A 19,775-nucleotide genomic window follows, 5' to 3' on the forward strand; every position below is an offset into this window, starting at 1 on the left:
CATTAGGTATTGGCGCAATTCCTCCCCGCGATCCATAAGAGATGACTCATATGATGGCTCTCAAAGCAGCATTTCGTCTTCCCCTGTCCGCGACATTAATCGCTGTAACCGCCCCACTTTCTGCAGCTGAGCAAGCAAAATGCTCCACCGTAGAGAAATATGCTGGCCCAGCGCCTATCTCGATAGCGCTACCCTCCGCAGAGTCAGCATCGCCTGAGCCAATGCCGGTGGATCGCGAAGCTTTGTCAGTCCTGTTCGCGGATATGTTTGCCAGATCCAAAGCAGCTAGCATGACCGTTGCTTTGGCCAATCACAGCGGACCAATCTGGACAGAAACACAGGGATTGGAAGATAAGGAACAACTGCATTACTGGGCCAGTGTTGGCAAAAGCTACACCGCCATTGTCATCATGCAACTTGTCGAAGAGGGGCGGCTTTCTCTCGACGACAAATTAGCCAACTGGATTGCGGATGTGCCAAATGGTGATTTGATCACTGTGGAAATGCTGCTCAACCATACATCTGGCCTGTATAGCACCAATGAAGATCCAAGTCTGAGAACAAATGGTCCCAAGCCTCTCAATATAAAAGACAATGTTGAAATCTTGAAAAGGCACGGCGCGCCATTTTGCCCCGGGCAAAATTGGCGTTACTCCAACACGGGTTACCTGTTTTTGGGCACAATCGCTGAACAGGTCGATGGCCAGCGATTGTCGCAAATTATACAGACCCGCATCATCGACAAAATCGGCCTCTCAAATACCCGCATGGTCGATGCTGATGACGATGTATCCGACGTTGCCAAGCCCAGACCAAGTGACAAACAGAAATCCGATATCCGAACACCAGGCCCGGCTGGCCCAATAGCGGCGACTTCAACAGATTTGATTTTGTTTTGGCGGGCCTTTTTGGACGGCAAGCTCGTCAAACCAGAAACCCGCGATAAGATGTTCGCCGAACTCTTCCCGATGTTTGACAAAAATACCTTTTATGGGCTGGGCGTGATGGCCATGCGCGCACCGGGAAAAAACGGCGAGCCCGCTCTCTGGATCGGACATGCAGGCGGCATGCCGGGGATGAAAGCATTTGTTATGATTGACCCGGTTAATCGCCAATACGCATCCGTAGCTTTGACCGGCGACGGCCCTGCCAGCGCTGTTGCATATAATATGTTGCAACAATGGCAGAATCTCCTGGCACCTTGAGTGCGAAGGCTAATCGCTCGCAACAAAGCGCTGCGCATCACTGCGGACCAGCGCATCGATACCGCGCATCCACAGGTCGTTATGGCCACCATTACGGATCGGATGGGACGTTTTCGGTTCCTTGGCTGCATCGAACAGCACTTGCCCCATTGCAAACGGGATAAGTTCGTCATTTGTACCGTGGATCCAGCTCAGCGGCATGTTAATCTCATTAATCCGGTCAAGCGAGCGGTAGCGATCCTTGATCAGCAGTTTCGCGGGTAGAATGGAAAATTGACGCTGCGCCATATCGTCCATCGCCGTATAGGCCGCTTCCAAAATCAACCCGGACGCATCATTGCGGGACGCTAGCCATATCGCCACACCGGTCCCAAGAGATTGGGCTGCAATCACAATCTGGTCAGCGCTATAGCCTCGAGCGATCAACCAATCATAATGGGCTTGTGCTGTCGCGTAAAAAGCTTCTTCACTCGGCGAACCCGGATTGCCGCCGTAGCCCGGATATCCGACAGCCAGCACACCCGCACCGTCTTGCGCCATCGCCTGGTAGATGGGCAAACGCAGAGCCGGAGAGCCAGCATTGCCATGAAAGTGAATGATGACCGGTTTGGTCGGATCAGTGGGCGCGCGCCACAAGGATAGCAGCTTGCCAGTCCCTTCTGCAGTTATGCTCACTGCGCTAAACTCTGCTTCGTTCAGTTGTTGATCCGTTAGAACCGTCTGATCTGGAAAATAAAGCAGATTGCGCTGAAAACTGTAAGCCAATGCGACAATTAGAACATAAAGCCCTGCAGTTATGGCCAGGCTCACCAGCACGGCACGCATTAGATGTCTAGTTCAACCCAGGTCGGAGCATGATCACTGGCCTTTTCGCGGCCACGATGTTCCTTGTCGACACCGCAATGGCTGAGCCTATCGGCAGCAAGAGGGCTCAGCAGCAAATGATCGATCCTGAAACCTTGATCGCGTTGCCAACCACCGCTGCGGTAATCCCAATATGTCCAGATATTGCCCGCAGGATAAGTCACACCAAGGGCATCGGTCCAACCATCGTTCAAAATACGCTGATAGGCCTGCCGACTTTCAGGCTGCATCAGGGCGTCGTTTTCCATCGCCTTTACCGAAAACACATCGTTGTCGCGCGGAATGACGTTATAGTCACCTGCCAAGACTGCAGGTATTTCTTCCCGCCATATTTCATTCGCGCGATTGCGCAGGCGTTTCATCCAGCGGAGTTTGAAATCGAACTTGGATCCCGGTTGCGGATTGCCATTGGGAAGATAGATGCTCGCCACTCGCACTGTCTCACCATTTGTGCTTTTGATATTGGCCTCAAGATAACGGCTGTGCTCGTCCTCCGGCTCTCCATCGAGGCCGCGTTTGGTCTCTTCGGGTTGCTGATCCCGGGTCAAAATGGCAACGCCGTTAAAGCTTTTTTGGCCATGCCAGATCGCCCCATAGCCAATTTTCTCAAATTCTGTCGCCGGGAAGCCTTCGTCCTGCGTCTTGATTTCCTGAAGACAGGCAACATCCGGCCTGGTCTCTTCGAGCCACTCCAGCAAGCGCGGCAGGCGCGCTTTTATGCCGTTAATATTGAAGCTGGCAATCCTCACCGATGCAGCAATCAGACAGAAAAGCTGGAACCACAGCCACAGCCGGAAGCCGCGTTGGGGTTGGTCACCTGAAACGCGCTACCGCCCAAAGATTCAACAAAATCAACGGCGCTACCGCGAACGAGATCGAGACTGATTTCATCGACCACCAGGGTCACGCCCGATTCCTGAACCGCGATATCATCAGGCTCAATTTCTTCGGCCAGGCCAAAACGATATTGAAAGCCCGAACAGCCCCCGCCTTCCACCGCCAAGCGCAATATAGCCGGCTTCGCTTGCTTTTCGGCAATAGCAGCGACGCGCTTGGCCGCGTTGGGAGTCAGGATGATGTCCTGAGAAGAGATTTGCTCTGCTGTTTGGGTCATGCTCATAAGATAGGGATTACTTGGCGGGCTGTCAAAAGGAGCCGGAAGAATTATTTATCTGCAATAAGGCCGTATAGAAAAAGGGCCGGTAAGCGTTTCAGCGTCACCAGCCCCTCTTAGGCACCCTCTCCCAAAGGTGTATCGGAATAGAATTAATCGGCTGGACCACCAAGTGCAACGCCCGGTGTCGCATTCTGTGCCAGCAAGAAATCATTGGATTGCATGAACGGAACTGGATTAACCGCTTCGCCCGCAATGCGCACTTCATAGTGCAGATGGCTACCCGTCGAACGACCAGTCGAACCCATGAAGCCGATCAGATCGCCACTTTTTACGCGCGCGTTTGCTTTAACGTTCAGTCGCGACATATGCCCATAGCGTGTTTGAATTTCGTTGCCGTGATTGATTTCAATATAGTTGCCATAACCGCGAACCCATTGGGATCGACCCACAATGCCGTCAGCAGTTGCATAAATCGGCGTGCCTACCGGACCGGCCATATCAATGCCCTTATGGCGGGCACGGCGACCTTTAAATGGGTCAGACCGGAAACCAAAAGTACTGGTCAGCTTATAATTTTCAACAGGTTTGCGAGAGGGAATTGTCAGACTAACCGCTTGTTTTTTACCATGGTCGGACCATTTGTTAAAAAGGAGACGAAAGGCGGGATCTGCTTCTCCCAGGATTTTGTCGGAACTCTCTGATTTGTCTTTCAGCACATCCAGCGGAAGGCCTGCATCTGCAGCTCCGGCCGCCATTGCTGTTGAAGAAAAAGAGATTGCCAATCCTAAAATCGCAACTGTTGTGACTTTTTTCACAACCCCTTGAAACAAACTTACTACGCTATCGGTCATAAACTGATCGAGTCCTGCTACTGTGAGCCAGAAAACATCGTGGCTCCATATTTTTTGACAGAAAATTCTGCCCCCGTTCTGTAACGATAGGAGTAGGTTTATTTTGGTTAATTATTCAATACCAAGATAGTATTCTTGGGTTAAACCGGCTGCATGGCGCGCCGAGTCGTTAAATGGAGGCTTTAACCCGCCTCTAAAGTGCTTTTTTACAAGATTTTTCCAGTGATCATGCGGGTCGATTTTTTGCTGTTCACAGCAATATTCAAACCATTTCGTTCCGAAAAACACGTGATTTATCTCGTCATGATAGATGCGATTCAATACCTTTGCTGTTAGCGGATCGCCCTGTGCTTTGAATCGCTCAACCGTATCGAGCGTGATGTCCAAACCGCGCGCTTCGAGCACCATGGGGACGATTGCCAGGCGCGCCGATGCATCATAGGCAGTCTCTTTGGCAGTATCCCAAAGGCCATCATGAGCCGGCAGAGCACCATAAAAGCTCCCCATCTCGCGCAATCGCCGGTCCAGAAGCACAAAATGCATGGCTTCTTCTGCGCCCACCCGAAACCAGTCATCTGCAAATTCATCCGGAAATTCGGCTCCAAACCGTCCAATCATGTCATAAGCTAGATCGATTGCGACAAATTCAATATGGGCAAGCGCATGGATCAGCGCGATACGCTTGGTTACCGACGTCCCCTTGCCGCGCCGCGGCATCTGGCCAGGCCGAAGCAATTCGGGCCGAACAGGACGAGCCGGAATATCTGGCATGGATGAAGCAAAATCCGGGTTCAACTTTCCCTTGCGCCATTCTCTCGTAGCATGACGAGCGGCGATTACCTTTGCCGCTGGCTCGGATGTCATGAGAACACGCCTTGCCGTTTCACCAGCGGAGGGCTTCATTGTGGTTGCAATGTTCAAACCGGGAACCTTATGCGGCCTGGACCGCCGCCAGCACCTCTTCGGCATGCCCTTTGACCTTCACTTTCGGCCAGGACTGCAAAACCTTGCCATCCTGCCCGATCAAAAAGGTTGATCGAATAATGCCCATATAGGTCTTACCGTACATTTTCTTTTCCGCCCAGACACCGATTTTCTCCAGAAACGCGGTGCTTTCATCCGAAGCAATGTCCACTGTCAACTCTTGTTTGCTGATAAAATTCTGCTGACGCTTGGGACTATCTGCTGACATGCCAAGCACTGCCGCACCTGCTTTTTCAAATTCGGGCAATAATGCCGAGAAGTCTTTAGCCTCCGTCGTGCAGCCCGGCGTGCTGGCTTTGGGATAGAAAAACAGCACCAGTTTCTTGCCGTGATAATCGGAGAGTTTGACTGTGCTGCCATCGGGTGCCGTCAAATCCATATCCGGCATTTGCTCACCAACTTCTATCATATTACGTCTCCTAAAATTTCATGAGGGTCTGGCCGCAAGTGCCGATTCCATTCCTCGATAACGCATTGTCGAGCCTCGTCATACCCGTTCAAAAGGGCATCCCAGTTTTCCTGGCCGGCGGCCTTGGCGATTAACTCACGGCTTGTCTCCGGCGGATAGTCACAGGTTGGCGACATCAGGCGCAAGGCCACAAGCAGGCGGGTCATCAGTTCATGGGCAGCGACCATATTCTCGTTCAAATGCCCGCCGACAGCAAGCCCGCGTGCGGCCTCGCCGAGCTGCGGATACAAAGCTTCCCCGGTTTTCAGCTGGAGGAAGTGAATAATGAATTCCCAATCCACCAGACCACCTTCCATAAGCTTTGTGTCCAGCGGCCCTTTGGGCGGTTTATGTTCGACAATGTCCAATCGCATTTTGCGCACTGCTTTGCGCAACGTTTCAGGCTCACGTTCTTTCTGTAAGATGGTTATGATCTGATCCTGCAATTGATCGCAGGCCTCTTGGCTACCAAAGACAGGGCGCGCTCTTGTTAGTGCCATATGCTCCCAAGTCCAGGCATTTTCTTGTTGATATTTATAGAAACTTTCAATCGTCACTGCCATCGGACCTTGTGTGCCGGAAGGGCGAAGCCGGGTGTCCACTTCGTAAAGCGGTCCTGCCGCAGTGGGTACCGAAAGGGCAGCCACGATACGTTGTGCAAGCCGATTGAAATATTGCGTTCCACCCAAAGGCCGTCTTCCATCTGACTCCGCACCATGATCACCCGTGAACAGAAAAATCAGGTCAAGATCAGAAGCGTGCGTCAACGCTTCGCCGCCCAGACGGCCCAGCGCCAGGACCAGCATCTCACTGCCTTCAATCTTGCCATGGACTTTTTCGAATTCCGATATAGTGGCGCCGGTTAGTACCCGGATCGCAGCTTCTGCAACGCGGGCATATCCACCGGCGATGGCCAGTGGATCATGTCGAGATTCAATAAGCTGCGTACCAAGCGAAAAGCGCTTCTCCCCTACTCTCGCTCGCACCCGGTCGAGCAGCATCTGATAATCGTCACCATCTTCCCGTCGTGCAAATTGTTCTACCAGTTCATCGACACAAGGCGGTAAATCCAAAGCGGTCGTATCAATCAATCCTTCGAACAACTCGGTCCTGCGGGACAATTCATCAGCCAGAACCGGTGCGTGACTCAAAATACGGCTGAGCATTTCCCGAAGCCCAGGTCGCGCCTCCAGCATGCGGAAAAAATTGATCGCGGTAGGCAGCTTGTCGATCAGATCGTCCAGTCGAACGAGCGCATGTTGTGGATCAGGTGATCGAGCGATCGCCTCTACAATGTCCGGCAACACGGTTTCAAAGGATTCGACCGCCGCTGGGCTTCTCAACGCCGTGACTTTTCCGCTCCGCCAACGTTTGATTTTCTCGACAAAAGTAACGGTTTGCGCAACACCACGTTCTGCCAATGCTGCTTCCAGGGCTTGATCGGCGTGCGGCAACAGATCGCTATCATCAGAAGCGATCAGTTCGTCATATATCGCACCAACAGCTTCGACCGGTGGTTCGAGCAGGGCAAGCAGTTCAGCCCCTTGATCCAGTCCATGAAGCCGGGCTACGCGATCCAGCCCGGCCGCATCATCAGGCAGGCTATGCGTTTGCTGATCGTTTATCATCTGAAGGCGATGCTCGATAATCCGGTACAGCTCATAGGATTCTGACAGAATGATTGCCTTATCTGATTTTATCCTTCCCGCTTCTGCCAATGCGCTTAACGCCTCTCGCGTGGCTGGTACACGCAGCTCCGGTTCGCGTCCTCCAAAGATGAGTTGGTGCATTTGCGCATAAAATTCTGCTTCCCGGATTCCACCCCGGCCGCGCTTCAGGTCAAAGCCAAGCCCAAATTTCTGACCTGCTGCATAGTGATCGCGTATTTGAATCGATACCGCTCCAATATTGCGAATAGCGCCATAATCGAGTGAACGTCGCCAAATAAACGGGTTGATGGTCTCAAGGAAATAGCGACCAAGAACAGCATCACCGGCTGCAAATCGTGAACGAATAAACGCGGCCTGCTCCCATGCGAGCGCACTGGATTCATAATAGCTGATCGCGGCTTCGACGGGCAGCGCCACGGGGCTGACTTCCGGAGATGGCCGTAATCGCATATCCACGCGAAAAACATAGCCGTCGGCATCCCGTGTATTGAGCGCATCGACCAATTGTTGCCCGATCCGCCGCGCCGCATCACTCGGTTCTTCGCGACCGCGCGTGGGAATTTTTCCCGGATCATAAATGAATATGGGATCGATATCAGAAGAGTAGTTCAGTTCCCGGCTGCCATGTTTTCCCAATCCGATGATTGCAAAGCCAGCAGGGTCGGCATCCGGATAACGCGAGGCGTAGATATCCGCGAGGGCTTCATCCAGTGACCGGTCTGCAAAATCTGACAGCCGCCTGACCACATCAGTAAGGCTTAACTGACCCGCCAAATCACCGACCGCTAAAGTGAGAGCCAGCGCCCGCTTTTCGCGCCTTAGTTTCTGGCGAACATTTTCAGCATTTGCGCCCGCTTCCGCCACAAATGCCAAAGCTACATTCAAATCTTCATTCTCAAGCAATGCCGTGAGTTCCGGTTGAACCTCCATGGCCATGCACAGATAAGGCGCATGGTCTTGCGCGCGCTTTATGGCGTCTTTCAAGCTGGTTGGTTCTGGCAATCCCTTGATCATTATTGCAGATATTTCCCACGGAAATTGCTGGCAAAAGCCGCAAATTTACTACTCGCAATGGCATCTCGCATTCCGGCCATAAGCGACTGGTAAAAAGCGATATTATGTTCTGTCATCAACATGGCACCCAATATCTCTTTGGATCGGATCAGATGATGCAAATAGGCGCGGCTATAGGTCCGGCATACAGAACATGTACAATCTGCATCCAATGGCTCCAAATCTTCGGCAAATTTCGCGTTGCGGATATTTATCGGACCTGTAGCTGTGAAAGCCTGCCCATTGCGGCCAGATCGGCTCGGAAGCACGCAATCAAACATGTCCACCCCGCGCTCGACGGCCCCGACCAGATCGTCAGGTTTCCCAACACCCATAAGATAGCGCGGTTTATCGGCTGGCAATTGATCCGGCGCGTAGTCAAGCACACCAAACATTGCCTCTTGCCCCTCCCCGACCGCCAACCCTCCGATTGCATAACCATCAAAATCTATCTCGATCAGCGCCTCGGCTGATGCTGCCCGGATTTCCCGGTCCAAAGACCCTTGCTGTATGCCAAACAACGCCGCTTTGGCAGCATGCTCTTTGCCACTGTCAAAACCATCACGGGAGCGCTTCGCCCAGCGCATGGAGCGTTCCATCGACAGCATGGCTTCGTCCCGGGTGGCACCATTTTTGGTGCACTCGTCAAAAGCCATAACAATGTCGCTGCCAAGCAGACGTTGGATTTCCATCGACCGTTCCGGTGTCAGCATATGGCGCGATCCATCCAGATGGCTTTGGAACTCCACGCCATCTTCGCTCATCTTGGTCAAATCCGACAGGCTCATCACTTGATAACCGCCACTATCCGTCAGAATTGGCCGATCCCAATTCATAAATTTATGCAGGCCGCCTAGCTTTGCGACTCTCTCGGCGCCGGGCCGCAGCATCAGATGATAGGTGTTGCCGAGAATGATATCGGCCCCTGCTTCGCGAACCGTTTCCGGCTTCATCGCTTTTACCGTAGCCGCTGTGCCAACAGGCATGAAAGCGGGCGTACGAATATCGCCGCGCAGCATCGAAATTTTTCCGGTGCGCGCCTTGCCATCGGTGGCCGCAATCGAAAAAGAAAAACGCTCAGCTATCAAAATTTATCCCAATCAACGAAGTAAGGCCCGAAAAAACAAAGAATTTTGTATTTTTTGCCTTATGGTGTAACCAATAGACCGTTCTGCACGAATCCCTCTTTGACTGTGCAGGATGGTAGCAGTTTTTCAAAGACCAAAATCGGGAGTTTATGATGACCAAGACAATGAAATTAGGATCAGCTGCGACTGCGCTGATCGCGGCCGCAGCCCTTTCCGCCTGTTCAGGTGGCGGTGGCGAAGCAACCGAAGGCGCTGAAGCTGCAGGTGAAGAAGTCACCGAAGTGGCTGCCGCTGAAAAAGAAAAATGCTTCGGTATCGCCAAAGCAGGCGAAAATGACTGTGCTGCTGGCGAAGGCACAAGCTGTGCCGGTACATCAGTTGTCGATTATCAAGGCAATGCCTGGAAATATACCGAAGCCGGCGAATGCGAACCACAGGGTGGCTCGCTGACCGAAGTGGCTGATAACGATCCACCAGTTCCGGTTGCTGCTGAAGGCTAAGCCTTTACTGATAAAAAGTTATAAAGGGCGGTTCGATTGAGCCGCCCTTTCTGTATTTACGGAAGCTCGTTACATCGCGCCGAAATTCAAGTTTTCTGGTCCTATTGTGAAAACAGCGCCAGCCATATCGCGAGGAAAAACGCTGCGGTCCCGAGCAGCACAAACATATGCCACACCGCATACCGAAAAGCCTGAGACTTGCGCCCATAGAATATTGTTCCGAAAGAATAGAAAAACCCGCCGGCGATAATCGCGATTACCGCGGACATTGGTAATGCCGATGAAAAATCCGGCAGCGCTATGGTGCCCATCCAGCCAAGTCCAATATAGGAAGCCAAAGACCAGCGCGGTGCGATATTCTCGCCCAGAACCTTATACAACATGGCCGGAATTGCGAGCAACCAGACGGCGCCCAGAACAATGTAGACCAGGGTCGTACCGATATGCACGAGAAGGGGCGTAAAGGTTCCGGCAATCAACGCATAGATCGCCGCGTGATCGAACCTGCGCAGGCCACTGCGCCAGTGATGCTGTGGCAAAAGATGATAGGACGCGGATGCCGTGAAGGATGCAATCATACAGGCAGCATAGATTGAACAGGCAATAATCAATGGTGCGTCAAATGCAGCCACCGCGTATATCACGAGGGCAGCACAACCGGTAAGCACCGCAGCCAGGCTGGATATGTGAACAACCCCATCGGCAATCCGTTCTCGAGCAATTTCACTGGGATACATTCAAACGATCCTGATCTTTTTTGAATTCAACTGACAATTCCCAGATAGCTACTAGGGTAGCAACAAGCTTGAATCACCATAGCTGTAGAATCTATATCCCTTAGCGATGGCGTGGGAATATGCCGACTGCATTGTGTCGAGTCCCATTAGCGCACTGACCAACATGAAAAGCGTGGATTTGGGCAGGTGAAAATTGGTCATCAGACCATCAATTGCCCGAAAACTATAGCCGGGCGTGATAAATATATCGGTGTCGCCTTCAAACGCTTGAATGATACCATCTTCGCCGGTGGCGCTTTCGAGCAAACGCAAACTGGTTGTGCCAACTGCAATTACCCGGCCGCCATTCTGGCGTGCCTTGTTGAGACGATCAGCGACTTCTGGCTCGATCCGGCCCCATTCGCTGTGCATTTGATAGTCGTCCGTTTCATCCACCTTCACCGGCAAGAAGGTCCCGGCACCGACATGAAGAGTTAGCGTTTCTTGCTGAATTCCAGCTTTGGTAAGCGCCGCAATCAACCCTTCAGTAAAATGAAGTGCAGCTGTCGGCGCAGCTACAGCACCATTTTCCCGCGCGAACATCGTTTGATAATCTTTGGCATCCTGTTCATCAATCTCACGTTTTCGAGCGATATAAGGCGGCAATGGCATCGTACCGGCGCGAGCGAGCAAAACCTCTACTGGCTCGTCTCCCAAAAAATGCAACAGGAAGCTACCGTCTTGAAATTTGTCCTCCGCTTTTGCCGACACACCTTCACCGAAATCGACGACATCATCAACTTTTAGTCTTTTGCCATTGCGCACGAACGCCTGCCAACGTCTGAGATCAACGCGCTTGTGCAAAGTGGCACCTATTCTCGCATCGCCGCGGTACCCTTCCAGCTGAGCGGGAATAACCTTGGTATCGTTAAAGACCAATATGTCATGGGGAGACAATAGTTGCGGCAGATCAGTAACCACATGGTCAGACAATCGCGCGGATCCGGTAACATGCAGCAACCGGGAACTATCTCGCGGTACCGCGGGTCTTAGAGCGATATTCTCTTGCGGTAGTTCAAAATCAAAGAGATCAACGCGCACACAAAATCCTATGGATTGATCGGCGCGTTCAGGTCATCGACCGTAATCTCTTTTTCAGCGACTGGTGCAAGGGACCGCGGAGCAGGTGGCCCTTTACCATCCGCCGCGATCGAAGCCTGCAGAATCCTTGCCGGATTGGCAGGTGGTTCGCCACGATTGATCAGATCGACATATTGCATGCCGGACGTGACTCGGCCGAAAACTGTATATTTTTTATCCAGCGCAAAGCGCGGATAGAAAACAATGAAAAACTGGCTATTCGCGCTGTCTTCACTCTCCGCACGGGCCATGGAAACGACGCCTCTGAGATGCGGGAAAGGGTGAAACTCTGCCTTCAAATCCGGCAAGTCTGAACCGCCCGTGCCAGTACCGGTTGGATCGCCGGTTTGGGCCATAAAGCCTTCAATGACGCGGTGGAAGATAATCCCATCATAAAAACCCTGCCGGGTCAGCGTCTTAATGCGCTCGACATGATTGGGAGCTGCCGCAGGAAAAAGCTGGATTGTGACACGCCCGCCAGTAGAAAGGTCCAAATGCAGGATATTTTCTTCTGCCGGAACCGAAGCCGGAGCAGGTTCAGCAGGTGCGGCTTGCTCCTGTGCAGCTGCTCCACTACTCACCATCGCGAAAGCAATGAAAGAAACAAAAAATTTGCCTAGCATATATAACTACTCACCTGTTCGTTGATTTAGATCACGCATTGGATTGATCGCGTGATATCAATAATGCTGCCTATTGGACCAGATATGCTTTCGCCGCAATGAACTAGCTTTGAAAACCTTATTACTGATCACCCTTTAAACCAGTTTCGGAAACCCGAGCGACCACTTCTTCGCAAACTTTAGGCGATACAAATTTGTGAATTTCGCCACCATAAACGGCGATTTCCTTGACGAGGCGAGAAGCAATTGGTTGCAAAGAGACATCTGCCATCAGGAACACCGTTTCAATCTGGTCATTCAACTGCTGGTTCATACCGGCCATTTGGTATTCATATTCGAAATCGGCCACAGCGCGCAGGCCACGAACGATGACACTTGCGCCCTGTTTCTGAGCAAATTTCATCAGCAATGCATTAAAGGCCACCACCTCGACAGCATCACCCAATTCAGCGGTTTCCCGGCGGACCATATTCAGGCGCTCTTCCAGGGAAAACATTGGCGACTTTGAAGGATTGGTTGTTACACCGATTACGAGCTTGTCGACCAGCCGCGTGCCGCGTTGAATGATATCCATATGCCCCAAGGTAACAGGATCAAAAGTACCAGGATAAACACCAACTCTCATAATATTCCCCCCATCAGCATAACGCTTGAACGATCATTACCGGTCTCTCTGAACCGTAAACTCCGCAATGGCGCGAAGTAAATTGGCTTCCTCGCCATAGCCGTTTAAATGTGATTTCGCTTGATCGACCAACATTTGCGCCTGTTCTTTGGCGCGTTCCAATCCCATCAAGCTTAAAAAAGTCTGTTTGCCTGCTGCGTCATCTTTGTGCAGAGCTTTGCCAGCCAGCTCTTCATCGCCCTCGACATCCAGAATATCATCCGCAATCTGGAAAGCGAGTCCAAGATCGTGGGCATAGCCGCGCAAAGCCGTTCGCCCTTCAATCGGAACTCTGCCCAATATCGCACCAATCTCAACACAAGCACTAATAAGCGCGCCGGTTTTCAGCTGCTGCAATCGCGTTACCGTCGGTAAATCAAAAGTTGTGGTTTCGGCGACAAGATCCATCATCTGGCCACCAGCCATACCCGAAGGCCCCGCAGCTTTTGCCAAACAGGCAATCATTTCAGCGCGCACAAAAGGGTCCGAATGGGTATTTTCATCCGCCAATAGTTCAAAGGCGATGGCGTGCAGCGCATCACCGGCAAGAACCGCCTGCGCTTCGCCATATGCTTTATGCGCTGTTGGCTTGCCGCGCCGCATGTCATCATCATCCATGCATGGCAGATCATCATGGATCAGCGAGTAGACATGCAAGGCTTCCAATGCTGTTGCCGCACGAAAGGCGCAACTCTCATCCACATTAAACAGGCTAGATGTTGCCATAACCAGCAATGGCCGCAACCGTTTTCCGCCACCAATCGCGGCATGACGCATGGTCTCAAATAGCTGTGCCCGCGCGTCATCAGGGACGACCAGAAGCAGATCGAATTGCTTGTCGATCGCCTCTGCAACGCGGGCAATTTCCTCCTGTAGGTCCAGATTATTATTGGCAGGCACAATTAGTCCGCATCAAAGGCAGTGGAGCCTTGAGCTTTGCCATCGCGGTCAAGAGTAATTTTCTCGATCTTCGCTTGCGCATCTTCCAAACGCTTCTGGCAAAGGCCTCGCAACTTTTCGCCTTGTTCGTAAAGCGCGATGGACTGATCCAATGGAACATCTCCACTTTCCAGCTTTCTCACAATATCTTCCAGACGCCTTAGCGCATCTTCAAAGTTCAGATTGGCCGCGTCTTCAGACATATTTTGATCGGTTTCACTCATCCGCATTGCAATGGCGTCGCTTTGGGTTTCGGTCAAGGCCCAGACGGAGCAATTTGATGAGTTTTTGTTTCCCGAACGGCGTTGACTGGTCATTTGTCGATCGCGTTGTTAGGATCAATTGTAAAAAGGGGAGACTAATCATGTTCATAGGGCATTTCGCACCAGCAATGGTCGCAGCAACCCATCCCAAAGCGCCCGGACTTGGAACGCTATTTGTTGCGGGGCAATTGATAGATTTCGGATTTTTCGGCTTTGCACTTCTCGGCATAGAGAAGTTCCGGATTACCCCTGGCTTCACAGTGATGAACCCGCTTGACCTTTATGACATGCCCTACACGCATAGTCTGGTCGGCAGCGGCGTTTGGGCTTTGGGCTTTGGCTTACTAATCTGGTTGCTCACCCGAAACAGGACCGGAGCCCTGATTGGCGCTGCCGTTGTGTTCTCGCACTGGTTGCTGGATCTGTTAGTTCATGCGCCGGATCTGACCATTGCTGGAACTCCACCCAAATTGGGTTTTGGACTTTGGAATTATCCGGCCATCACAATGCCGCTAGAGCTGCTGTTGACCTTTGGCGCACTTGCTTTTTTCGTATTGCGCACACGATCCACGGCACCGCGCTCTAAACTGGCCTTAGTCCTTCTAGTCATATTGCTGCTCGCATTCCAGATCATGAATTGGTTTGGGCCGGAACCCGAGGCGGCCGATATGGGTATGATGGTATCAGCATTGGCCGCGTTTGCGATCGCTGCATTGGCAGCAGCCTTTGTAGGCAAGACAAGAACCCTAAAGACTGCCTGAGCGGCAAAAATTTGTAACTAGGAATATCCATGACCCAATTTATGATTGCCTATATCATCGCCGCGATAATTTTTGGCGTTCTCGACTTTCTGTGGCTCAGCAATATGGCGAACAGCCTGTATCGACCGGTAATCGGAGAAATAATGGCGGATGAGTTTCGCAAGTTGCCTGCCCTCGCCTTTTATCTGATCTATCTGTTTGGGATCATCTGGTTCGGCGTCAAGCCGGCGCTTGCCAGCGGGCAGTGGACAACCGCTTTGCTCAACGGTGCGCTATTTGGCGGCATTGCCTATGCAACTTATGATTTGACCAGCCAAGCCGTTTTGAAAGTCTGGTCGACCAAGATCACCCTATATGACATTGCGTGGGGTACGTTTGCGACAGGCGCGACCGCAGCACTGACCGCTTATCTGGTGCTTCGGTTCGTCAAAACCTGAGAGAGGATTCCTGATCAGTCGGTGGTACCTTCACCTGAATCATAATTAATTTGCAGATTGAGCAGTATCGCTTTTACCGGCGGTAAAAGGATCAAGCAGACAATCGAACTGATCACTATTCCTGAGACAAATGCCAAGATTTTGGTGGTCATAACTTCTGACGATTGAACCAGTACCAACGTGATGGGGGCAAAAACAATCATCGTAAAAAAACCGACAAAAAAGGCGGGACCATCGGCCGTATCTGCAACAGTCAAGTCCTGCCGACAATCCGGACAATTGTCATGAAATTTCAAATAGCGTCTGAACAGCTTGCCTCGTCCGCAATGTCCGCATCTCAGCCTTAGGCCGGCCTTGATCAAGGCGATCACTTCGTCATCCATGCTCAGTTCCTATGCATCCGGATATAGCCTTCCCGCGTAATCGACATCCCATCGAACAATTGGTCAGTTGTAAATTGGCTCGGCCGGGAGGGGGCTTAAGGCCGAGCCCTTCGCCGCAGCCAAAAAGCCGCAGCGAAACTAATAATAATCGCAATCAATATGCAGCCTGATCAAATTCAACAGAAATGACCCGCTACCTACTACTCGATAACAGATAGGCGCGTTCTGAACTTGAATAAACGGATTGGATAGAAAATGATTGTTGACAATAATTCACTAATTAAAGCAAACCGCAACCATGCATCCAATAAGCGAAATGTCGGTTTTCACCGAAGTTGTGCAGTCGGGAAGCTTCATCGAAGCAGGTCGCAGACTGGGATTGACCTCATCAGGTGTCAGCAAAAAAATAAGCCGGTTTGAGGATCGTCTTGGCGTGCGCTTGTTTTACCGAACAACGCGATCGCTATCGCTGACCGAAGCTGGCAATGCTTTGTTTGCAAGATGCGAGAATATTCTGGCCGCAATAGAGGACGCCGAAGACACCGCACGGAATTTGAGCACGGTGCCAAGGGGTGTCTTGCGCATCGCGGCTTCAGACGCATTTTCACTGCAGGTTCTGCTGCCATTTCTCAAGACATTCTCTCGGGATTATCCGCACGTTTCCGTTCTTCTTTTACAAGGCGATGGCGGGATCAATTTGTTGAAAGAGAGAGTCGATATTGCTCTGTTATTCGAGCGCCCGGTGGAAACATCATTCATCGTCCGCAAGCTTATCCATGATCCATGGGTAGTCTGCGCTTCGCCCGAATATCTCGAACAATATGGAACCCCCGCCACGCCGTCAGACCTTCTCGATCACCGTTGCCTGACGATCCATGCCAAAGGCCAAACGACCAATCAGTGGACATTTGATGGCGGTGATGAAAAAGAAACTATTCGCGTCGACAGCACGTTTTCTGGAATCGGCCTCACCGTAAAGGCAGCCGCGCTGCAAAATATGGGGATCGCACGGCTGGCTCATTTTCTGGTTTCCTCCGAAATAGCGACGGGAAAACTAAAACCCATCCTCTCACACTGGAATAAAAATGACGATCGAGCTATCTATGCCGTATACCCCAATCGGCAGCACCTTCCCTTCAAAACCCGCGTTTTTGTCGATGCGCTGAACCAGTATATCAATAGAAATTTGATTACTCCCTAGCGGTCAGGACGGTCTCTTGTTGCTGCCGATATCATGCATTCTGGCGGGCAGGAGTGATAATATTTCTCGCTGGCGGTCCGGGGTAGCAGATGCCCATTCTCCGATTTCCGATAAGCTACGCCCGCACCCGACACAAAGACCGCTCGGTTCATCAATAGAACATATCTTTTGGCAGGGCGATTCCATGCGGTCTTCATCAGCACATTGACTACGACCGGGCAAGTCTATTTGTCCTTCGAGACGACACCGATCAGAAATGGCGTTTTGCTGGCTTAGCTAGTCAAACTGCTACTTGCGACTGGGGTGCATATTCATGATGACCGTGACTCTTCAAAACTTAATCCGGGAGTTCGGTCATCGCTATCCAGAACCGCAGAGTTTTTATCAAACAACGGCCAAATGGCATGCCGACCATTGATGACTTCGGTATTGAGAACGTCAGCATTGACGATATTCCGGCCGGTCATTTTGTCGCAAAAGTCGATACGCTTTCCATGGATGCCTGGATAAGAACGACGTTGAATGACGAAGGGATGCACAAGACCGGCGATATCGGCACCACCATCCGCGCCTTGGGCGTGGGTCAGGTGGTAGAAACCAAAAGCGACAATCTGGCCGTTGGTGATTGGGTCTATGGCCTGATGTCCGCGCAAACCCATGCCCTCTTGCCGGAAGGTGCAGCCACCAAAGTGGAGCCGGAGGATGGCATTGCCCCATCGGCTTTTGCGGGACAGTTGGGCATTACCACTGGCCTCACCGCATGGGTCGGGTTGATAGCCGTCGGGGAAGTGCAAGAGCGTGACGTCGTTGTCGTCTCTGGCGCGGCAGGCGCTGTCGGATCGGTTGTCGTCCAGTTGGCCAAAGCGCGCGGAGCTTATGTGATTGGCATCGCCGGTGGTGCGGAAAAATGCATTTATCTAACGGAAAAGCTGGGCGCAGACGTGGCGATTGACTATAAAAATTCCGACGTTGCGGAAGAATTGGCAAAGGCTGCCCCAGATGGCGTGAACGTCTTTTTTGACAATGTCGGTGGTGAAATTCTCGACAATGTTCTCGATAATCTGGCTCCATCCGGAGCGCGCGTTGTCATCTGCGGTGCCATTTCGCAATATCAACATCTGGAAGATGTTCGCGGACCAAAATTATATCTGCGATTGGCGGAACGCAATGCATCCATGCGGGGCTTTGTTGTCAGTCATTATGATTCCAAATATCCGGAGGCCATTGCGGAAATTTCCTACTTGATGCGGTCGGGCAAACTTGTTCTTCCCGAACATGTTGTCGAGGGCATTGACCGCTTTCCCGAGGCGCTGTTCATGCTGTTCAATGGCAAGCATCTCGGAAACCTGGTGGTCAAACCCTGACTTTACGGAGATGAACTAGGAAGACAGTTGCTCATCAATTTGACCCAGACGCTCCTTACCGAAGTACATTTCCCCATCGACAAACATGGTGGGAATCCCGAAAGCGCCGCGCGCGACGGCTTTTTCGACATTGTCCATCAATTCCTGTTTGACGGCGGGGTCCTGCGTTTTTGCAAATAACGCCTCCGCATCAAATCCGCCATCGGCAATAATTTTACCGAGCACTTCAGTATCCGTTACGTCGAACTGTTCTTCCCATATTGCAGGCAGCAATGTTTCGATAAATGTCGCGCGCTTTTCAGGTTCAAGCGCGACAAGCATCCGCTGCAAACTGATCGTATTGAAAGGAAAATGCGGGTTCATCTGAAATTTGCTGAGGCCATGTTTGGCGATGAAGCGATTCATCTCGAGCATCGCATAAGCATTTTTGCCCTTCACTTCCGCGTCGCGGATGAAAGGCGGCGCATTGCCGGTCAGCTTGTGCATCCCGCCAAGAAAGGCCGGTAGCACTTCAATATTGGCACCATGTTTTTCGGCCAATGCCTTTAGCGGCTGCCAGATCAGATAAGCATTGGGGCTTACAAAATCGAATATAAGTTCAATCGTCTTGGACATCCAGAATTCCTTTAATTTCTACCCCTGCACGAAAACAGGGCTATCACCATTTTTCAGCCCACGGCCGGACATCCAGTTCAAACGTCCAGGCGTTGCGCGGTTGCTCGTGCAACATCACATAATTTTGCGCCAGATCATCGGGATTGACGACGCCGTCATTGGCCTTGCGTTCCTCATAGTCTGGCAGCATTCCCTTGATCCAATCGGTATCGACCGCTGCATCAATCACCACATGAGCGACATGAATATTTTTTGGACCCATTTCGCGAGCGAGGCTTTGCACCATATTGCGAAGAGCGCCCTTGGCGCTGGCAAAGGCGCCAAAGCCCGCGGCGCCACGCATGCTGGCCGTCGCGCCGGTAAAGATGATCGAACCATGGCCGCGTTTGGTCATGAAGCGCGCGGCTTCCCGGCCGGTCAGAAACCCGGCGAAGGTTGCCATTTCCCAAATTTTCAGAAACTTTTGGGCGCTGGTATCGAGGATTGTCATCGGCACATTGGCGCCGACGTTGAAGACCACGCACTCAAGCGGGCCGATATTGGCTTCGATATCCGCGAACAGAGCCTCGATCTGGTCTTCCTTGCGCGCATCACAGGAAAATCCATGCGCCTTCTTGCCCGCGCTGCGCAGTTCTTCAACCAGCGCTTCCAGCTTCTCTCCGCCACGGCGTGCCCCGCAAACGACATAGCCCTTGTCCGAAAAAGCGCGCATGATCGCACTGCCAATCGCGTCGCCAGCTCCGATGACCAAAACCACTTTGTCCAAAACTTTCTCCAGCCATCAGTTATATCAGTTTCATTATGAAACCATGTTACGCCATAAAATGCAATGGGTTCTGTAAAACTGATAATTCACACTAGGCGGAATCGGGAGGGCTCGTTAAAGGGT

Annotated in this window: 24 protein-coding genes; 6 read left to right on the top strand and 18 right to left on the bottom strand. The window is 51.8% G+C overall.

Annotated elements, in window-relative coordinates:
* Window positions 1-50: 50 nt before the first annotated feature.
* On the top strand, window positions 51-1,205 hold the full coding sequence (locus tag ACO6S1_RS19140; protein WP_422344133.1) for a serine hydrolase domain-containing protein: 1,155 nt from the start codon (window positions 51-53) through the stop codon (window positions 1,203-1,205).
* A 9-nt stretch (window positions 1,206-1,214) separates the two neighbouring features.
* Here the strand turns inward: ACO6S1_RS19140 and ACO6S1_RS19145 are convergent, their stop codons facing one another.
* The 8 genes from ACO6S1_RS19145 to tgt form a co-directional block, all read right to left on the bottom strand.
* Window positions 1,215-2,030 carry an alpha/beta hydrolase gene (locus ACO6S1_RS19145; protein ID WP_422344134.1) on the bottom strand — a complete coding sequence of 272 codons (816 nt, stop codon included), beginning with the start codon at window positions 2,028-2,030 and terminating at the stop codon, window positions 1,215-1,217.
* Window positions 2,030-2,818 (bottom strand): exodeoxyribonuclease III, encoded by a 789-nt coding sequence (xth, locus tag ACO6S1_RS19150; RefSeq protein WP_422344135.1) that lies wholly within the window; start codon window positions 2,816-2,818, stop codon window positions 2,030-2,032. The genes ACO6S1_RS19145 and xth overlap by 1 nt, the downstream gene beginning before the upstream one ends.
* 11 nt (window positions 2,819-2,829) lie before the next feature.
* Window positions 2,830-3,183 (bottom strand): iron-sulfur cluster insertion protein ErpA, encoded by a 354-nt coding sequence (gene erpA / locus ACO6S1_RS19155; RefSeq protein ID WP_422344136.1) that lies wholly within the window; start codon window positions 3,181-3,183, stop codon window positions 2,830-2,832.
* A gap of 152 nt (window positions 3,184-3,335) precedes the next feature.
* Window positions 3,336-4,037: a M23 family metallopeptidase gene (locus ACO6S1_RS19160; protein ID WP_422344137.1), complete on the bottom strand. Its 702-nt coding sequence runs from the start codon at window positions 4,035-4,037 to the stop codon at window positions 3,336-3,338.
* Between the two features lie 111 nt (window positions 4,038-4,148).
* Window positions 4,149-4,901 (bottom strand): ferritin-like domain-containing protein, encoded by a 753-nt coding sequence (locus ACO6S1_RS19165; RefSeq protein WP_422344138.1) that lies wholly within the window; start codon window positions 4,899-4,901, stop codon window positions 4,149-4,151.
* A gap of 67 nt (window positions 4,902-4,968) precedes the next feature.
* Window positions 4,969-5,430: a peroxiredoxin gene (locus ACO6S1_RS19170; RefSeq protein WP_422344139.1), complete on the bottom strand. Its 462-nt coding sequence runs from the start codon at window positions 5,428-5,430 to the stop codon at window positions 4,969-4,971.
* The gene (gene glnE, locus ACO6S1_RS19175) at window positions 5,427-8,153 is read right to left on the bottom strand and encodes a bifunctional [glutamate--ammonia ligase]-adenylyl-L-tyrosine phosphorylase/[glutamate--ammonia-ligase] adenylyltransferase (RefSeq protein WP_422344140.1); all 2,727 of its coding nucleotides are present in this window, start codon (window positions 8,151-8,153) and stop codon (window positions 5,427-5,429) included. Before glnE ends, ACO6S1_RS19170 begins: the two co-directional genes overlap by 4 nt.
* Window positions 8,153-9,280 (bottom strand): tRNA guanosine(34) transglycosylase Tgt, encoded by a 1,128-nt coding sequence (gene tgt, locus ACO6S1_RS19180; RefSeq protein WP_422344141.1) that lies wholly within the window; start codon window positions 9,278-9,280, stop codon window positions 8,153-8,155. Before tgt ends, glnE begins: the two co-directional genes overlap by 1 nt.
* A 152-nt stretch (window positions 9,281-9,432) precedes the next feature.
* On the opposite strand from tgt, the gene ACO6S1_RS19185 reads away from it, so the two are divergent.
* Window positions 9,433-9,780: a DUF2282 domain-containing protein gene (locus tag ACO6S1_RS19185; RefSeq protein WP_422346244.1), complete on the top strand. Its 348-nt coding sequence runs from the start codon at window positions 9,433-9,435 to the stop codon at window positions 9,778-9,780.
* A gap of 101 nt (window positions 9,781-9,881) precedes the next feature.
* Here ACO6S1_RS19185 and trhA read toward each other — a convergent pair whose 3' ends face one another.
* The 6 genes from trhA to ACO6S1_RS19215 all read right to left on the bottom strand — a co-directional run bounded on the left by trhA (window position 9,882) and on the right by ACO6S1_RS19215 (window position 14,086).
* Window positions 9,882-10,517 carry a PAQR family membrane homeostasis protein TrhA gene (trhA, locus tag ACO6S1_RS19190; protein WP_422344142.1) on the bottom strand — a complete coding sequence of 212 codons (636 nt, stop codon included), beginning with the start codon at window positions 10,515-10,517 and terminating at the stop codon, window positions 9,882-9,884.
* Window positions 10,518-10,568: 51 nt separating this feature from the next.
* Entirely contained in the window at window positions 10,569-11,597 is a 1,029-nt protein-coding gene (queA, locus tag ACO6S1_RS19195; RefSeq protein ID WP_422344143.1) for a tRNA preQ1(34) S-adenosylmethionine ribosyltransferase-isomerase QueA, read from the bottom strand.
* A gap of 8 nt (window positions 11,598-11,605) precedes the next feature.
* Window positions 11,606-12,259 (bottom strand): peptidylprolyl isomerase, encoded by a 654-nt coding sequence (locus tag ACO6S1_RS19200; RefSeq protein ID WP_422344144.1) that lies wholly within the window; start codon window positions 12,257-12,259, stop codon window positions 11,606-11,608.
* A 121-nt stretch (window positions 12,260-12,380) separates the two neighbouring features.
* Window positions 12,381-12,884: a pantetheine-phosphate adenylyltransferase gene (gene coaD / locus ACO6S1_RS19205; RefSeq protein ID WP_422344145.1), complete on the bottom strand. Its 504-nt coding sequence runs from the start codon at window positions 12,882-12,884 to the stop codon at window positions 12,381-12,383.
* A 36-nt stretch (window positions 12,885-12,920) separates the two neighbouring features.
* On the bottom strand, window positions 12,921-13,823 hold the full coding sequence (locus ACO6S1_RS19210; RefSeq protein WP_422344146.1) for a polyprenyl synthetase family protein: 903 nt from the start codon (window positions 13,821-13,823) through the stop codon (window positions 12,921-12,923).
* Window positions 13,824-13,825: 2 nt separating this feature from the next.
* A complete protein-coding gene (locus ACO6S1_RS19215) occupies window positions 13,826-14,086 on the bottom strand; it encodes an exodeoxyribonuclease VII small subunit (protein ID WP_422346245.1) in 261 nt (86 codons plus the stop codon).
* Between the two features lie 140 nt (window positions 14,087-14,226).
* Here ACO6S1_RS19215 and ACO6S1_RS19220 point away from each other — a divergent pair, with 140 nt between their 5' ends.
* Both ACO6S1_RS19220 and ACO6S1_RS19225 read left to right on the top strand, forming a co-directional pair.
* Window positions 14,227-14,886 (top strand): hypothetical protein, encoded by a 660-nt coding sequence (locus tag ACO6S1_RS19220; RefSeq protein WP_422344147.1) that lies wholly within the window; start codon window positions 14,227-14,229, stop codon window positions 14,884-14,886.
* Window positions 14,887-14,915: 29 nt separating this feature from the next.
* Entirely contained in the window at window positions 14,916-15,323 is a 408-nt protein-coding gene (locus ACO6S1_RS19225) for a DUF2177 family protein (RefSeq protein WP_422344148.1), read from the top strand.
* Between the two features lie 14 nt (window positions 15,324-15,337).
* Here the strand turns inward: ACO6S1_RS19225 and ACO6S1_RS19230 are convergent, their stop codons facing one another.
* Window positions 15,338-15,706 carry a DUF983 domain-containing protein gene (locus ACO6S1_RS19230; RefSeq protein WP_422344149.1) on the bottom strand — a complete coding sequence of 123 codons (369 nt, stop codon included), beginning with the start codon at window positions 15,704-15,706 and terminating at the stop codon, window positions 15,338-15,340.
* Between the two features lie 298 nt (window positions 15,707-16,004).
* On the opposite strand from ACO6S1_RS19230, the gene ACO6S1_RS19235 reads away from it, so the two are divergent.
* Window positions 16,005-16,907, top strand: a complete 903-nt coding sequence (locus ACO6S1_RS19235) for a LysR family transcriptional regulator (protein ID WP_422344150.1) — start codon at window positions 16,005-16,007, stop codon at window positions 16,905-16,907.
* 3 nt (window positions 16,908-16,910) lie between these two features.
* On the opposite strand, the gene ACO6S1_RS19240 is transcribed toward ACO6S1_RS19235, so the two are convergent.
* Window positions 16,911-17,093: a DUF1289 domain-containing protein gene (locus ACO6S1_RS19240; protein WP_422346246.1), complete on the bottom strand. Its 183-nt coding sequence runs from the start codon at window positions 17,091-17,093 to the stop codon at window positions 16,911-16,913.
* A 197-nt stretch (window positions 17,094-17,290) separates the two neighbouring features.
* Between ACO6S1_RS19240 and ACO6S1_RS19245 the strand changes: the two genes are divergently transcribed.
* Entirely contained in the window at window positions 17,291-18,271 is a 981-nt protein-coding gene (locus ACO6S1_RS19245) for an NADP-dependent oxidoreductase (protein ID WP_422346247.1), read from the top strand.
* A gap of 15 nt (window positions 18,272-18,286) precedes the next feature.
* Here ACO6S1_RS19245 and ACO6S1_RS19250 read toward each other — a convergent pair whose 3' ends face one another.
* The gene (locus ACO6S1_RS19250; RefSeq protein ID WP_422344151.1) at window positions 18,287-18,886 is read right to left on the bottom strand and encodes a 2-hydroxychromene-2-carboxylate isomerase; all 600 of its coding nucleotides are present in this window, start codon (window positions 18,884-18,886) and stop codon (window positions 18,287-18,289) included.
* A 43-nt stretch (window positions 18,887-18,929) separates the two neighbouring features.
* On the bottom strand, window positions 18,930-19,652 hold the full coding sequence (locus ACO6S1_RS19255; protein ID WP_422344152.1) for an SDR family NAD(P)-dependent oxidoreductase: 723 nt from the start codon (window positions 19,650-19,652) through the stop codon (window positions 18,930-18,932).
* Between the last annotated feature and the right edge of the window lie 123 nt (window positions 19,653-19,775).

The sequence above is a fragment of the Parasphingorhabdus sp. genome, assembly GCF_965233695.1.
In the GTDB taxonomy this organism is placed as follows: domain Bacteria; phylum Pseudomonadota; class Alphaproteobacteria; order Sphingomonadales; family Sphingomonadaceae; genus Parasphingorhabdus.

What these genes read in the sequence shown, in the direction of transcription:
- trhA (WP_422344142.1), bottom strand. Translation starts at nt 10,517, where the DNA reads ATGTATCCCAGTGAAATTGCTCGAGAACGGATTGCCGATGGGGTTGTT.
- coaD (WP_422344145.1), bottom strand. Translation starts at nt 12,884, where the DNA reads ATGAGAGTTGGTGTTTATCCTGGTACTTTTGATCCTGTTACCTTGGGG.
- ACO6S1_RS19215 (WP_422346245.1), bottom strand. Translation starts at nt 14,086, where the DNA reads ATGAGTGAAACCGATCAAAATATGTCTGAAGACGCGGCCAATCTGAAC.
- ACO6S1_RS19240 (WP_422346246.1), bottom strand. Translation starts at nt 17,093, where the DNA reads ATGGAATCGCCCTGCCAAAAGATATGTTCTATTGATGAACCGAGCGGT.
- ACO6S1_RS19230 (WP_422344149.1), bottom strand. Translation starts at nt 15,706, where the DNA reads ATGGATGACGAAGTGATCGCCTTGATCAAGGCCGGCCTAAGGCTGAGA.
- glnE (WP_422344140.1), bottom strand. Translation starts at nt 8,153, where the DNA reads ATGATCAAGGGATTGCCAGAACCAACCAGCTTGAAAGACGCCATAAAG.
- erpA (WP_422344136.1), bottom strand. Translation starts at nt 3,183, where the DNA reads ATGACCCAAACAGCAGAGCAAATCTCTTCTCAGGACATCATCCTGACT.
- ACO6S1_RS19165 (WP_422344138.1), bottom strand. Translation starts at nt 4,901, where the DNA reads ATGACATCCGAGCCAGCGGCAAAGGTAATCGCCGCTCGTCATGCTACG.
- ACO6S1_RS19225 (WP_422344148.1), top strand. Translation starts at nt 14,916, where the DNA reads ATGACCCAATTTATGATTGCCTATATCATCGCCGCGATAATTTTTGGC.
- ACO6S1_RS19250 (WP_422344151.1), bottom strand. Translation starts at nt 18,886, where the DNA reads ATGTCCAAGACGATTGAACTTATATTCGATTTTGTAAGCCCCAATGCT.
- ACO6S1_RS19220 (WP_422344147.1), top strand. Translation starts at nt 14,227, where the DNA reads ATGTTCATAGGGCATTTCGCACCAGCAATGGTCGCAGCAACCCATCCC.
- ACO6S1_RS19200 (WP_422344144.1), bottom strand. Translation starts at nt 12,259, where the DNA reads ATGCTAGGCAAATTTTTTGTTTCTTTCATTGCTTTCGCGATGGTGAGT.
- ACO6S1_RS19145 (WP_422344134.1), bottom strand. Translation starts at nt 2,030, where the DNA reads ATGCGTGCCGTGCTGGTGAGCCTGGCCATAACTGCAGGGCTTTATGTT.
- ACO6S1_RS19140 (WP_422344133.1), top strand. Translation starts at nt 51, where the DNA reads ATGATGGCTCTCAAAGCAGCATTTCGTCTTCCCCTGTCCGCGACATTA.
- ACO6S1_RS19170 (WP_422344139.1), bottom strand. Translation starts at nt 5,430, where the DNA reads ATGATAGAAGTTGGTGAGCAAATGCCGGATATGGATTTGACGGCACCC.
- ACO6S1_RS19185 (WP_422346244.1), top strand. Translation starts at nt 9,433, where the DNA reads ATGACCAAGACAATGAAATTAGGATCAGCTGCGACTGCGCTGATCGCG.
- ACO6S1_RS19235 (WP_422344150.1), top strand. Translation starts at nt 16,005, where the DNA reads ATGCATCCAATAAGCGAAATGTCGGTTTTCACCGAAGTTGTGCAGTCG.
- ACO6S1_RS19160 (WP_422344137.1), bottom strand. Translation starts at nt 4,037, where the DNA reads ATGACCGATAGCGTAGTAAGTTTGTTTCAAGGGGTTGTGAAAAAAGTC.